This is a genomic window from Acinetobacter sp. LipI_23, from assembly GCF_058243045.1.
The window spans coordinates 149,230-163,383 of the sequence record NZ_JBZAYJ010000001.1 but is presented as its reverse complement, the minus strand read 5'-3'; the positions used below and the strand labels follow the sequence as shown (position 1 = coordinate 163,383).

The window sequence follows — 14,154 nt, the reverse complement described above, 5'->3', positions numbered from 1 at the left end:
CTGATGCTGAAAATATCCATTCCTACTGATATACAAATTTTACTGATAAAAGCCCTGTTGAAGTCTGGAACCCACGAATGTGGCGGTGTTTTAATGGGTGAGCATATAGGTACAAACCATTTTAGAGTTAGCTCATTAACTGTTCAAAAGAGTGGAACGATAGCATCCTTTGTACGTGGAATTACGGATGCTATTAAAGCAATTCGCCTTTTTCATAAATCAACAAACAATAATTATCAAAAATTTAACTATTTAGGTGAATGGCATAGCCATCCTCTCTTTAGTGTACAACCCAGCAGTAAAGACCATCACACCATGAGGGAATTGGTGTCCGATCCAAAAGTTGGGGCAAATTTTGTAGTCTTACTGATTTTTCATTTAAAAAACAATCATCTTGAGGGCAGTGCTCACACCTACCTTCCAGATGGTTCCTGTTACCGATCCACCCTAGATTTAGAGAGATAATAATGAGTGCGAGTCTGTTAGAAAAACAATCAACTGGTGGTGCGATTGCACGAGTAGGATTTGAATATCAGGATGCATTTGTATTAAGGAGCTTACCGCTATGGCTTTCACAAAGTGCATTTAGCCATATAGTGAGTGAAGCATTAAGTGATATAGAAGTTTGTTATTTTTCTTCGGAAAAGTCATTACATGTAATGTATGAAGCAAAAAATCACTCCTTAACGGCTACGGAATTTTGGGATGAAATAAGGCGTTTTAAAAGTCTTTTTGATACCCACCCAAAAAACTTTATTTGGTTTAATTTAGTATGCCCAAGTTATAACACCGCTATCTCACCATTAATTTCAAAAATAGACCGATTAAGAGGGGTTGGATCTTCTTATGATGACGACTCTTCAGTTTCAGTGAATGGGCGCTCGGAATACCTTGATTGGTGTGTTGGTAAAAAAATTGATTTCTCTTTAGCTGAATTTGCTCTTGATTATGTTGGTTTCATAACTTTTAATTCTGAGAATAGTGAGTCTATATTTCTAAGTGAAATTCAAGACACAATAAATATTGAACTGCTCAGGAGTCAGGTCAAACAACTAAAAGATCAGTTCAAAAATCTAATTTCTCGTTCATCTTTTGGTCCAATATATCGTAAAGACTTTGAAAGTTTTATTTGCCATGCTCTTGAAGAAGATATAAGTAGAAGTCAGTGGCTATCCGATCCTATAAAAATTAATCTTTCAGCATCATCCAGTCAGTATCAAGACTTAAACTTAGATATTCGTGATTTCAATGGTCCTGATCGTGCCCAAAAAACCTCCAGCGACTGGAACAACCTAATCAAAAAAGCAGTATCGATTGGGGATTTCATTCATAGCAGTGGTAACCGTAGAACCCTCCTTATAGATGGCAAACAGAGAATGTCCACTGCATGTATGCTTGGCTATGTATTTAGTGCCACACGTAATTTCCTACTTAAAATAGAACATAATGGCCTCGCTTATCGCACTGATGACCATAAACAGAAAGAGGGACAATTTTTTAATAAAATCGCCCCTGTTGAGCTACAGGGAGAAACTGAAGCCATAGTTACTATCGGATTTCCTACAGCTATAGGTAAAGACATTGACTCTACAATGAATGAAGTAAAGAGCTTACCTAGAATGAATTTAGAAAGCTCTTATGCGATTGATAATATGGAAACTCTAAATCTTGCTGTGAGAGAGGCAAAATCCGCTTTAGTTTCATTCAAATCTGAAAATAAGTTATCTAAATTACACCTCTTTATTAAAGCACCCTCAGTTTTTGCAATGGTCTTGGGACATCGTTTGAATGGTGTTTGTGATATTCAGCTTTACGATTGGGTAGATGGGCAATATATCCCTACGGCCGAGCTGAGCATATAAGAAGAATTGACTAGTCGATAATATTACTAATAGAGAGGTTGACCATGAACAAACATTCTAATGAAAAAAATACTGATAATTCTCCAGATAAAACAAAATCACCGGCATTCAAAGTTCTTGAATCCAATGCTGAAAAGTTCTTAATGGTGTGGTGGTATGGAGCGTTAGCAAAAGCTGATCGTAGAAATGCTCAACCTAAAGTTCATGTGGCTTTTAGGGAACTTCTGGAAGATTACACACCCACAGATAATTTTATTTTTATTGATGCAAATATAACAGATTTGATGTCTTGGCCTATTGGAACAGTTTGGCACCATGAACGATTAGTTGACTATCTTCCTTTGGAAATACGGGAATTTGATATTGATCATACAAATTTTAAACATACCTTTGTTCAAGCATATAAGCGAGATGAAAAGACAGGAAAAATAGATCATTTCTTCTCAGACAGGAATAAGTTTTATATTAACCCAAGCCAACGTGAAAATTGTATTTCTTTCTCTTTAAAGGATCAGGAATATAAGGAGCTTCTCGTACCTTGTTTTGAGTTTCTGGTGAGAGGATATGGCCTCTCTACAGAACTTCCTAGAATTCTAACAACATATGATGAGGTCGAAAGACATGAAAGGCTCTACACCCCTCATCCAGAAGAAGAAAATACATGGACTATCCTTATAGGTGATAGTCTCACATCAGATGATCATGTATTTATTGCCTACTATAAATATAGCGAATATACCCAAGATGCCGTAAGAATCTTATTTAGCAGTATTGCAAAACATGATGATTTTATCCAAAGAAACCATATATACCCTAAAGTAATGCCGTGGCATAAGGAAACGAGAAAAATTAGGGTTTCAGGTTTTTGTATTCCTGACACCAATGCTTTTTTAGCCTTGACAATTCTTGGAATAGAACTACCTGATCAAACACTTATCAGACGTGTTCCAAAGGTAATTCACCGCATTAAGAAACCTGTAGATGTCAACTCACCTAATCCTCCTCAGTTGCAACTAGGTCCTGGTCAGATTAACGTATCTGAAGATCAAGGAGGGCGCAAACCATTATTACAATCGGTTATTTTAGGTCATGAATTTACATGGTTAGGTTCAGGCCCTATCGGGGAAAAAAGTAAAACAAAGTATGAAAGAACCATCACCCAACCACAGAGAAAGAAAAATACTAAAGAAACCAATACAGTTGGTACAGGAGAACCTGATAGCTCTAAGGAAGTTCTAAATGTCCAAATTAACCCGACCACTAATGGAGATACAGAGTTTGAAGCTCCATATCATGGAAGAATCATGGGCCTATGGAATGCATGTTTAAAGGCACGCTCGTTAAATCCCAGTATTGTCAATGCAGTCCACTATTATACTTTTGAGGAAGAGTTTGATTACAGCGATAAACCCACTCTCATGGCTTTTTTCGTTAATTCAGAAACATTAAATAATAAAGATATTACAGATGGAGAAAAACAAACTTATAAAAATTGGTGTTATGCAAACTCAAATAAAACAGCACTTCGTGGAGCATTGGTCATCCGATTATCTCTTGTAAATTGCCCTCCAGTTTATCTTTTCGATATACAACCAGCGACTTACGTTTCAACTGTAGATGGGGAAAGTGTTCTCAAGGAGCGTGGGCATGCTGGTCTAATATTTAGGTCAAGAACCGTAGAACAATTTGAGCAGTATATTTCTGGGCTCATGGAGAGCCTGCCTTTGTCAGAGGGCTCTTATACGACAACTCTCCTAGGCTCCAATTTGGTTACTCAATTATTTGTTTTTAGACATTCAAAATCTGCTGGCTTGTCAGAGGGTGAATCAACGTTATTGAATGCTCTAAGAAAAATTGGAATTACGAATATCAAGTTAAAGGAGGAAAAGGAGGAAAAGGAGGAAAAGGAGGAAAAGGAGGAAAAATAATTTTCGAATCTTACAATTGTGACCATCTTCTTTTAGCCTATTCCATAATTCTTTCCTATGGGTAATTTTATTACATATCAAATTGAATTATATATAGTTTAATGGCACTTTTAAGTGCCATTAAACTTGGGTACCACTTGTGACTAGATAAGCACCTATATTAGGAATATTTAACCTTTTTAAACTCAGTGTTCTGAATCCTTTGGTATATTTTCAATAATGCAATGATGAATATCATCGTGATTGTTGAGTGATGTTTCAGCCTGAATAGTGACATGCTCAATACCTAGATTTTGTATGACATTCTCCAGATCATGTAAGAGTATCTGCACTTCCTGCATACTCATTTCTTCACTTACAACAATATGGCAGGATAAAATATAACGTTTACTTGTCAGACTCCATATATGTAAATCATGTACACCTTGAATTCGCTGGTCTTGAAGAATGGTTTCTTTGATTTCTGCCAAGTCAAATTTTTCTGGTGTACCCTGCATTAAAACATGCGAAGCCTTTACTACAACTGAATATCCACTGCGAAGAACAAGTATTGCAACTAGAACACTGGCTAAAGTATCTGCCCAGGCCCATCCAAAGAAGTAGATACATAGCGCAGCAGCAATTGCGCCAATAGAACCTAACAAATCACTGAGTACATGCAGGTAAGCACCTCGCATATTCAAGTCGTGTTCGGTATCACTACCTTTAAAAATCATTACTGCAACAATGATATTAATCAGCAATCCAATACTGGCAACGATCAACATCCCTTGTACTTCAATATGTTGTGGCTGCTGGAACCGTAGAATTGCCTCAATAAAGATGTACAGTGCGATACCAACCAGTGTAATACCATTCAATGCAGCAGCCAGTATTTCAAAGCGTTGATAGCCGTATGTTTTATTTTTGGTAATCTGTTTTTGACCGATAAAGACTGCTGCAAGTGCAATACCAAGTGCAACAGAGTCACTCAGCATGTGGCCAGCATCCGAAATCAAGGCCAAACTATTGGTAATAAAACCACCTATAAATTCCACTGCCATAAAAATGGTAATCAGTAAAAAACTTATGGTCAGAATTTTTTTATTACTCGGGATATGGCTGTGGTCGTGATCATGATGATGACCACCATGACCGTGATGGTGTCCTGAGTGATCATGGTTGTGTTTATGGCCGTTACCATGACTATGCTTATGCCCAGAATGATCATGTTCAGAGTGTTTATGCTTGTGATCTTGTGTATGGTTGTGCGAAGACATTTTATAGCATTCCTGATTATGGCTCTAACTGACTACGCAATGGATGATTGTTGTAGTAATCACCGATGTATGTAATCTTATTATTTTTAACCTCAAAAAATGAAGCACCTTTAAAAGTGATTACTTTTGCGTCTTTTTTACCAGACTGGTCTTTTTTATTGAGGGTTCCCTGAAGCTGCCATTCGACAGCAACCTTATCACCAACAATGAGTGGCGGGGATGTAAGCGTCATCTTCCGATCAGGAATGACTGTTAATAAAAACTTGGGTACCTCAATTACAGATGCTGTACCTTTACGGGTTTCTTCATTACTTGTATTGAAATACTCAACATTCGGGTCAAGAACTTTAGTCAGGTCATCTGGCTGCGTACCATTCCAGATATTAAGATAGCTCTCCACGGTTTCCAAAGCTGTATTGATCGGTGCTTTTGCATGCGAAATTGAAGCTAATCCTAACGTCATAAGAATGAGTAAGAATGTCATGAAAAAAGGCTTTGATTTTTCCTCTTGACCATCAAAATCTTGCTTCAATTGATTGATATAAATAATGTTCATCACATTCACCTTAGACTTGAGTAAGTTCATCAGCGATCCGTTCGGCATCTTCCCTGGTATCGACGATTTCATAAGGTATGCCAAATGCCTTTACAGCCATTTCCGTCATCTTTCTGATGGCAACTCTTTTTTCCTGATCAGGTTCAATGCAGATAATTGCCTTACACAACTGATTAAGTTCATCTTTATGGTTTTTAAGCCAAAGACCACGTTGTTTAAAGTCTTCAGGTGTTTCTTGCATTGATAATTGATCATAAACAATCACAAACGGACTACTCATTTCCAGGAACTCCTGCATTTCCAACTGCCATTGAGGTGAATAGCCTGGAACTGCCTGATCTTGCTTAAACTCAACAAATGGGAAGTTTTCTATATCATGGATAATAAATTTCATTTACATGACCTCATATTCTGTTTCATCCAGTGGATTGACGGAAACGATGGTGGTTAAGGCTGTGGCATTGCCTGTATTTCCACCTGCAATCAAGTTGCCACTGGTGACAAGAACACGGTCAATACGTCCTGAAATCGGTGCTGTAATATTGGTATAAGATAAATCGAGCTTCGCTGCACTGACGGCTGCCTGAGCTTCCTGTACCTGAGCCTGGCGGTTATTTTTGGTTGCCAGTGCATCGTCATAAACCTTATTGGAGACGGCACCACTTTCGACCAGTTTATTTGCTCGATTAAAATCCAGAACAGCCTGGCTGTACTGAACCTCTGCTGCTTTCAGTCGTGCCTGGGCTGTATTCAGAGCAACCTGAAAAGGTTCAGGATCAATTTTAAATAATACCTGTCCCTTACGAACATAACTGCCCTCGGGAACACTAACACTATTAATGACACCACCAACACGGGACTTGATTTCAACGCTTTGTGGTGCTGATAAGTAGCCTGTATATTCTGCGGTTGGGTTAAGTTCCCGTGTAATCACTTCCGCAACAGGAACTTGAGGGACTGGCATTTGAGCTGCGGCAGCTTGTGGATTGGGTGCATCTGGTTTATTCGTTGCTGTGTAGAGCAAACCACCAGATATAGCCACCCCCACTGCAACAGCAATTACTGTAATTTGTTTTTTCATGGTGCTTACCTTTCATGCAATGCTACAACACGCTCTCAATAAGGTTTCTGTAGCAGTTGCCTGTATGCTAGAGTTTCCAATAATTGGAAGGTCAATAGATCAGCCTTAAAAATACATAACAAATTAACATATGTTTAATCATTCATATGTTTAGTGCTAAAATAACTTAAATATTGCTACTTGAATAGCAAATATGAATAAATGATCATATGTATATATTTTTAAGAAGAAAAAGGAGTGAAGAAAATGAGTGTTTGCTACATTACTCTGAAATATGCTTAGCCATATCCGATAGAACCTGACTTACATGAATATCATCTATTTCATAAAAGACTTGTTTAGCTTGACGTTCACCTTTGACTAAACGGGCTGAACGCAATAAACGTAGATTGTGACTGACCAAGGACTGGGATAAATCAAGGGCATCACTGATTTCACCTACTGAACTAGGTCCACGCATACAAAAAAGTAGAATTTTAAGTCGTGAAGCATCACCCAATAGCCGAAATGTTTCAGCTAAAGACATAATCTCCTCTTGAGATAATTCTGTAGGGTGATCTTTAAAACTCATATTTATACTTAAATTCCAGTCATTAGCGAAAATATAGATGTTTACATATTCTACCCTTGACCTTTCCATAATGGCAAGGTTTATGCTCTTAGCAACTGGATAAGCTCTATAGGTATATCTTATGGGAACAGCAACAAATAAGCTTTCTAATAATATGAAAGTTACATTAAAAATTGAAGGTATGACATGTGCCAGTTGTGTTGGACGTGTTGAAAAAGCCCTCAAAAAAGTTGATGGTGTACAGTCAGCCTCGGTCAATCTGGCGACAGAACGTGCAGATATTGTACTTGATCAGCCTGTGGATCGTCAGGTACTGGTTCATGCCATTGAACAGTCAGGCTATGACGTGCCTGCAAATAATATTGAATTATCAATTAAAGGCATGACCTGTGCCAGTTGTGTAGGTCGTGTCGAAAAAGCCCTTAAAGCCGTTGCAGGTGTAAAAGAAGCCAATGTCAATCTTGCAACTGAGCGTGCAACGGTCAGTGGTACAGCAAATGTCGATGCCTTGATTGCCGCAATTGATAAAGCTGGTTACGATGCCACAGAAATTCAGGCTTCTATTCCTGACCAGACAGAGCAGCTTGAGAAAAAAGATCAGGAACGTGCTGAACTTAAACGTGATTTGATTCTCGCCTCCCTGTTGGCTTTACCTGTATTTATTCTGGAAATGGGATCTCACCTTATCCCTGGTGTACATCAACTGATTGATCAAACTATTGGGATGCAGAATAGCTGGTATTTACAATTCATACTGACCACACTGGTTTTGGTTATTCCAGGACGAAGATTCTATCAGAAAGGTTTTCCTGCATTATTCCGTCTAGCTCCTGATATGAATTCTTTGGTCGCTGTGGGAACATCAGCAGCATATTTGTTTTCTATTGTTGCCACATTCATACCAAACATCCTCCCATCAGGAACGGTGAATGTGTATTACGAAGCGGCTGCGGTGATTGTCGCATTAATCTTACTGGGTCGTTTCCTTGAAGCAAAAGCCAAAGGGCGAACCTCTGAAGCAATCCAGCGTTTAGTCAGCTTACAAGCCAAAACTGCCCATGTTTTACGCAATGGTCAAATGGTGGATATTGCAATAGACCAAGTGGTTGCAGGTGACATTATCATTGTAAAACCAGGGGAAAGAATCCCTGTTGATGGTCAAGTCACGGATGGAAAAAGCTTTGTCGATGAATCCATGATTACAGGTGAACCAATCCCTGTGGAAAAAGGCATCGGCAGTGATGTAGTGGGCGGTACCATTAACCAGAATGGCACGTTGACTTTTACCGCTGTGGCGGTGGGTGGCGAAACTATGCTGGCTCAAATCATTCGTTTGGTTGAGCAGGCACAGGGTTCTAAAATGCCGATTCAGGCTGTGGTGGATAAAGTGACCTTATGGTTTGTACCTGCGGTGATGATTGCCGCAGTGCTTACATTCCTGGTCTGGCTGATTTTTGGTCCATCACCAGCCTTAACTTTTGCATTGGTTAATGCGGTGGCAGTGTTGATCATTGCCTGTCCTTGTGCAATGGGATTGGCGACACCAACCTCAATTATGGTCGGTACAGGTCGTGGTGCAGAGTTGGGAGTACTGTTCCGCAAAGGCGAAGCCTTACAACTGTTAAAGGATGCCAAAGTTGTTGCAGTCGATAAAACAGGGACATTAACAGAGGGTCATCCCGTACTGACTGACTTTGAAGTGACTCAATTCTTTGAGCGTGATTATGTCCTAGGCATGGTTGCGGCTGTTGAATCCCGTTCTGAACATCCGATTGCTAAAGCAATTGTTGATGCGGCAAAAAGTGAAAACCTGACTTTACCTAAAGTTGATACGTTTGATTCAGTCACAGGCATGGGTGTCTGTGCAACCATCAATGGTAATGAAGAAATCAATATTGGTGCAGACCGTTATATGGTTCAACTTGGTATTGATGTTGCTCCATTTGTTGCCACAGCTCAGCGTCTGGGTGATGAGGGTAAATCACCACTTTATGTTGCTGTCGATGGTGAACTGGCAGGAATTATTGCAGTTGCTGACCCAATCAAAACCACAACGCCAGCAGCGATTAAGGCTCTACACCAATTAGGTCTCAAGGTAGCAATGGTGACGGGTGACAATGCTCGTACTGCTCGGGCAATTGCCAAACAATTGGGTATTGATGAAGTGATTGCTGAAGTTCTACCAGAGGGTAAAGTCAGTGCGGTTAAAGAGCTGAAAGCAAAATACGGCAATATCGCTTTTGTGGGTGATGGGATTAACGATGCACCCGCTTTGGCTGAAGCTGATGTCGGACTTGCGATTGGTACAGGTACAGATGTTGCAATTGAATCTGCCGATGTCGTGTTAATGTCAGGAAACTTACAAGGTGTTGCCAATGCGATTGCCTTGTCCAAAGCAACGATTGGTAATATTCACCAGAACTTATTCTGGGCATTTGCCTATAACACCATGTTGATTCCTGTTGCTGCTGGTATATTGTACCCAGCCTATGGAATACTGATGTCCCCAATCTTTGCAGCAGGAGCAATGGCTTTGTCCAGTGTATTTGTACTTGGCAATGCATTACGTTTACGTCGATTCCAGCCACCATCCGTCAGTCAAGGCTAAGGAGGATATGATGAACATTGGTAAAGTCTCTAAAGCTTCGGGAGTTACCGCCAAGATGATTCGTTATTATGAGCAGATTGGCCTAATTCCTGCTGCGGGACGTAATAATGCAGGTTATCGCTCTTACTCAGCAAATGATGTTGAACGTTTAAAGTTTATCAAGCGAAGTCGTGAACTCGGTTTTTCAGTAGCAGAAATATCAGACTTACTTGATTTATGGAATAACCGCGGTAGACAGAGTGCTGATGTCAAACGCCTTGCTCAGGGTCATAGTGAAAAGCTGGAAGAACGTATCAATGACCTACAGCAAATGGCGAATACCCTCAAGGACTTAATCGACTGTTGTGCTGGTGATAATAGACCCGACTGTCCGATTCTTGAAGGCTTGCAAGAACCTCACAATGAAATAAAGGACGTTCACCATCATAACGACCTGCTTTCCGTTTCACCTTTAACCCGAAAGAAATAGCAATAGGATATAGGGAGAAGTAAAATTAATTTTACTTCTCCCTATTTTTTATATTTATAACTATGAACTAAAATATGTCATTTCTTTTAGATACTTACATTGTCAAATAACTGCTAATTTAACATCACAAACATTCCTAAATATTGAGCTTATAATTCATTGCCCACAAAAAAGCGACTCAATAGAGAGTCGCTTTATCATTTCGTCCGTTTTTAACGAGGAGGAAAACCAGCCTCGGTTAAAGCCTCAACGATTTGCTGCTGTGTTGCAGTTGTTTCAACTTTTACACTACGATTGGGTGGTTCGGTGATGACCTTTGCATTGGCATCTATTGCTTGAATTGCTCTGGTTACACCACGGGCACAGCCACCACAAGTCATATCTTCAACATGAAATTCCATATTTAACTCCACTATTACTATTCAGGATGTGTTTAATATAAACCTTGCCATAATTGTAAGGTCAAGCATTAAAAGTAAAATTAATGTCCCTCAGATATATAATTGACTGTGTACTTAGGTATTTCTACCTCCAAGTTTTCATCTTGGACCTTAACCTGGCAAGATAGTCTTGATTGGGCCGTAAGCCCCCAGGCACGATCCAGTAAGTCCGCCTCTACATCATCCATTTCTTCTAAACTGTCGAACCCTTTTTTCAGAACAACATGGCATGTTGTACATGCACCTGATAAATCGCAGGCATGTTCTATGGGAATGCCATGATCCAATAAACTTCGACATAAATTACTTCCGCTTTCAATTTCAAGTTCCGCACCCTCTGGACAAATCTTTTCATGCGGAATAACTATAATTTTTGGCATATAACATAATCCTCAATTCATCAAATTTATAGATAAAACAAGGGGCTTTAAAAAGCCCCTCATTTAAAAGAATATCGAATAGAGAAGTATCTACTTATGTTTACTTAACCATTCATTCATCATCTTGATTTCTGATTCCTGGGCAGAGATAACATCTTCAGCAAGCTGGCGTACTTCTGGATCAGAACCATATTGAAGAACTACTTTTGCCATATCAATTGCACCTTGATGATGGGGGATCATGCCTCTCATGAAATCAACATCAGCATTTCCTGTAAATGGAACCATCATATCTGCGTGCATTTCATCATTGATCTTAATATATGCTTGAGTTGATGGGCTATCTTCATTTTTGCTGCCAGAATGATTTTTGTTTTTTGCCAACCATTCATTCATCATCTTGATTTCTGACTCTTGGGCAGAGATAACGTTCTCGGCAAGCTGACGCACTTCTGGATCAGAACCGTATTGAAGAACTACTTTTGCCATATCAACCGCACCCTGATGGTGAGGAATCATACCCAACATAAAGTCAGTATCTGCATTTCCCGTGAAATCAATACCCATTCCGCTGTGCATACGAGTATTTACTTCCATATAGGCATTTGTAGATGGATTATCTGTTTTAGCTGAACCATTCATATCATGGTGCATTGAATGGCTTTCATGTTTATTCTCACTCATTGAATTTTCCTTTGGAGCGTCAGAAGAGGAACACCCCGCACTAAATACAATCGCACCGATCATTAACATTGGAACAAAGTGTTTCATGGAGTTATCCTCTTACTACAATTATGAAAAAATAATGGGTAATAAGCTCGGAAGTTATTCTTTCATATCAGGTACATCATTACCCTTGATGTAGCAACTCTATTCTTTCCAATTATGGTAAGGTCAACACCTAATCAAATAAAAATAATTAAAAGAATAAAACAATTAAAAACAAATACTTAAAGACAATTAACTCCGTAGTGAGTCACAATAATCAATAGAATTAAAAAAATCACCTCCAATCACAAATAATATTTTTATATAAATATCAATGTGATATGTGTCTTCATGGTTTCACAATTATTTATTTGACTATTGGATGCACTACAAAAGACTACAAACATTCTCAAACTTTATACTTAAAAATTATCTTACTTCCCATCTTAAATTTGAGCATTTATGACAATAAAACCTTATTTATTAAAACCTTAAAATAATTATTAAGGTATAATTATTTTAACCATAACTACTATTTTTTGAGTTTCACAATGTCTGAAATTGATTTTTATAAAAGATTGAACAGATTAGAGAAAAGACGAAAAGGTACTGACCTTACATACAATGCTTTTGATAGTGTAACAGCAGGCGTAACTTCATTTAATGAGTTTGATGAATTAAAACGTACAATAGAAAAATGGCAGATTGTATCAGACAAACCATCTATCCGTTATGCAGTAGGAGCAATGCAAGAAGTTAGTAAACGTTACACAGAAATCAGTATTGAAACTGCTAAAAGAATTGAAAAACAATTAGAGCCTAGGCTACTAAATAATCATAACATTGTCACAGAATACAGATTACAAGGGTCAGTTCCCCTAAATATTCATATCAAAGGTGTAAGTGATGTTGATTTACTTGTACTTAACAAATCACATTATCGTACAGAGGGTTATTTAGGTACTTTACGTCATGATGATATAAAAATATTAAGAGAACTCAGGAACGCGTGCACTTATGAATTAAGACAAGCATATCCTGCCGTAACAATTGATACTACTGGTGCTAAATCTATAACTTTAACAGGTGGATCACTTCCTCGGGATGTAGATGTTGTACCCTCTCATTGGGTAGAAACATATGAGTACCAACAACAAAAGCACCTTTATTTAAGAGGAGTCAATATTCTAGATAATAAAACTCCTACTACATTGATGAACTTACCTTTCAAGCATATTTTTTATATAGATTACAAATGTAAATACTATGCTGATGGAGGATTGAAAAAATCTATCCGCCTTTGTAAAACAATAAAAGCCGATTTAGTTGAAGAGGGCAAAGTAATTTACTTAAGTAGTTTTGATCTAGCCTCTATTATGTATCATTCCAATCTAGAAAATTTAAAGAAAGGTAGAACAAATGCTTTAGCAATAGTTCTTGAAACAAAAAGATTTTTTGATTATCTGTATCATAACCCAAACTATAGAAATAGCTTATATACACCTGATATGACCAGAAAAATATTTGATAGTTATCAGAAAGAAACCTCTCTCACAACAATGAGCATTGCCTTAGATAAACTCGTTACGGAAATACGTAAAGATTTGGGTTACCTATATGACGAAACCATTGGCTCTTATCCATTAGTTATCTAATTTTTCCCATAACATTGTTCCCATGGTTCTTCGACCAGTAACATTATAATATTTAGCACTGGCACTTTTATTGTCTTTATGAAGTGTCAGCTCTACAAATCCTCGATGGATACGTAACTCTTCATGATCTAAATCTTTTGGTTTGTTTTCATAACTATAAAGAACTTTGTATTCTTCAATTTCGTCATAAATAATTGCAGCAGAAATACTGTCAGATGTGGAAAATTCTGTTTCTAATCTGATTCTTACTTTATCCCAACTTTGTAAAATTGTTACTTTTCCAATCCACTCTCTATTGTGCTTAATCATTTCAGAATTTTCTTCTTGGTAATCAGAGATACCTTTACATGACCATTCTCCCGAAATATCAGGATATTTCAGAATCTTGAAAAATAAACCTGTTTTCCATATCCATTTATCAAATAGAAAATAAAAAGTAAGAAATAATAAAGCAGTGATAGCACTAGAAATGATGACATTCCAATAAGGAGACAATCCACCCAAGAACTTCAGTAAAAAGTAAATCAATATCCAAGATATAAACGTAGCAAGTGAATAAACATATTTCCCTGCATGAGACCTATTGAATCCATTATGAACACAATATTCATGACCTAATTGCCCCATACATACCCTC

General features: G+C 38.0%; 15 protein-coding genes. 6 read left to right on the top strand and 9 right to left on the bottom strand.

Annotated elements, in window-relative coordinates:
- The first annotated feature begins 3 nt into the window (after positions 1 to 3).
- Genes AC4CVD_RS00815 through AC4CVD_RS00805 form a run of 3 tightly spaced genes read left to right on the top strand, consistent with a single transcriptional unit; the run spans position 4 to position 3,790 of the window.
- Complete coding sequence (locus tag AC4CVD_RS00815) at positions 4 to 465, top strand: Mov34/MPN/PAD-1 family protein (protein WP_086265363.1); 462 nt, start codon at positions 4 to 6, stop codon at positions 463 to 465.
- A 2-nt stretch (positions 466 to 467) separates the two neighbouring features.
- On the top strand, positions 468 to 1,862 hold the full coding sequence (cap4, locus tag AC4CVD_RS00810) for a CD-NTase-associated endodeoxyribonuclease Cap4 (RefSeq protein ID WP_070074426.1): 1,395 nt from the start codon (positions 468 to 470) through the stop codon (positions 1,860 to 1,862).
- Positions 1,863 to 1,906: 44 nt separating this feature from the next.
- Positions 1,907 to 3,790 (top strand): hypothetical protein, encoded by a 1,884-nt coding sequence (locus AC4CVD_RS00805; RefSeq protein WP_086265364.1) that lies wholly within the window; start codon positions 1,907 to 1,909, stop codon positions 3,788 to 3,790.
- A 185-nt stretch (positions 3,791 to 3,975) separates the two neighbouring features.
- Here the strand turns inward: AC4CVD_RS00805 and AC4CVD_RS00800 are convergent, their stop codons facing one another.
- From AC4CVD_RS00800 to AC4CVD_RS00780, 5 genes are all read right to left on the bottom strand, one after another.
- Positions 3,976 to 5,049, bottom strand: a complete 1,074-nt coding sequence (locus tag AC4CVD_RS00800; protein WP_000094607.1) for a cation diffusion facilitator family transporter — start codon at positions 5,047 to 5,049, stop codon at positions 3,976 to 3,978.
- Positions 5,050 to 5,065: 16 nt separating this feature from the next.
- Positions 5,066 to 5,605 (bottom strand): nuclear transport factor 2 family protein, encoded by a 540-nt coding sequence (locus AC4CVD_RS00795; RefSeq protein WP_007479719.1) that lies wholly within the window; start codon positions 5,603 to 5,605, stop codon positions 5,066 to 5,068.
- 10 nt (positions 5,606 to 5,615) lie between these two features.
- On the bottom strand, positions 5,616 to 5,999 hold the full coding sequence (locus tag AC4CVD_RS00790) for a hypothetical protein (protein WP_005060897.1): 384 nt from the start codon (positions 5,997 to 5,999) through the stop codon (positions 5,616 to 5,618).
- Positions 6,000 to 6,686 (bottom strand): efflux RND transporter periplasmic adaptor subunit, encoded by a 687-nt coding sequence (locus AC4CVD_RS00785; RefSeq protein ID WP_490751715.1) that lies wholly within the window; start codon positions 6,684 to 6,686, stop codon positions 6,000 to 6,002. It abuts the gene before it with no gap.
- Positions 6,687 to 6,948: 262 nt separating this feature from the next.
- Positions 6,949 to 7,212 (bottom strand): ArsR/SmtB family transcription factor, encoded by a 264-nt coding sequence (locus AC4CVD_RS00780; RefSeq protein ID WP_004777766.1) that lies wholly within the window; start codon positions 7,210 to 7,212, stop codon positions 6,949 to 6,951.
- A 166-nt stretch (positions 7,213 to 7,378) separates the two neighbouring features.
- On the opposite strand from AC4CVD_RS00780, the gene AC4CVD_RS00775 reads away from it, so the two are divergent.
- Together AC4CVD_RS00775 and cueR are read left to right on the top strand one after the other, a co-directional pair.
- Positions 7,379 to 9,865 (top strand): heavy metal translocating P-type ATPase, encoded by a 2,487-nt coding sequence (locus AC4CVD_RS00775; RefSeq protein ID WP_000536249.1) that lies wholly within the window; start codon positions 7,379 to 7,381, stop codon positions 9,863 to 9,865.
- A 10-nt stretch (positions 9,866 to 9,875) separates the two neighbouring features.
- Positions 9,876 to 10,334 (top strand): Cu(I)-responsive transcriptional regulator, encoded by a 459-nt coding sequence (gene cueR / locus AC4CVD_RS00770; protein ID WP_001020605.1) that lies wholly within the window; start codon positions 9,876 to 9,878, stop codon positions 10,332 to 10,334.
- A 212-nt stretch (positions 10,335 to 10,546) separates the two neighbouring features.
- On the opposite strand, the gene AC4CVD_RS00765 is transcribed toward cueR, so the two are convergent.
- The 3 genes from AC4CVD_RS00765 to copM form a co-directional block, all read right to left on the bottom strand.
- Positions 10,547 to 10,735 carry a heavy-metal-associated domain-containing protein gene (locus tag AC4CVD_RS00765; protein ID WP_000394310.1) on the bottom strand — a complete coding sequence of 63 codons (189 nt, stop codon included), beginning with the start codon at positions 10,733 to 10,735 and terminating at the stop codon, positions 10,547 to 10,549.
- Between the two features lie 80 nt (positions 10,736 to 10,815).
- Positions 10,816 to 11,154: an ISC system 2Fe-2S type ferredoxin gene (gene fdx / locus AC4CVD_RS00760; RefSeq protein ID WP_001124186.1), complete on the bottom strand. Its 339-nt coding sequence runs from the start codon at positions 11,152 to 11,154 to the stop codon at positions 10,816 to 10,818.
- A 90-nt stretch (positions 11,155 to 11,244) separates the two neighbouring features.
- Positions 11,245 to 11,925 carry a CopM family metallochaperone gene (gene copM / locus AC4CVD_RS00755; RefSeq protein ID WP_000680279.1) on the bottom strand — a complete coding sequence of 227 codons (681 nt, stop codon included), beginning with the start codon at positions 11,923 to 11,925 and terminating at the stop codon, positions 11,245 to 11,247.
- A 488-nt stretch (positions 11,926 to 12,413) separates the two neighbouring features.
- Here copM and AC4CVD_RS00750 point away from each other — a divergent pair, with 488 nt between their 5' ends.
- A complete protein-coding gene (locus tag AC4CVD_RS00750; RefSeq protein WP_001289337.1) occupies positions 12,414 to 13,517 on the top strand; it encodes a nucleotidyltransferase family protein in 1,104 nt (367 codons plus the stop codon).
- Here AC4CVD_RS00750 and AC4CVD_RS00745 read toward each other — a convergent pair.
- Complete coding sequence (locus AC4CVD_RS00745; protein WP_000530048.1) at positions 13,506 to 14,144, bottom strand: Cap15 family cyclic dinucleotide receptor domain-containing protein; 639 nt, start codon at positions 14,142 to 14,144, stop codon at positions 13,506 to 13,508. The genes AC4CVD_RS00750 and AC4CVD_RS00745 overlap by 12 nt on opposite strands.
- Positions 14,145 to 14,154: the final 10 nt, after the last annotated feature.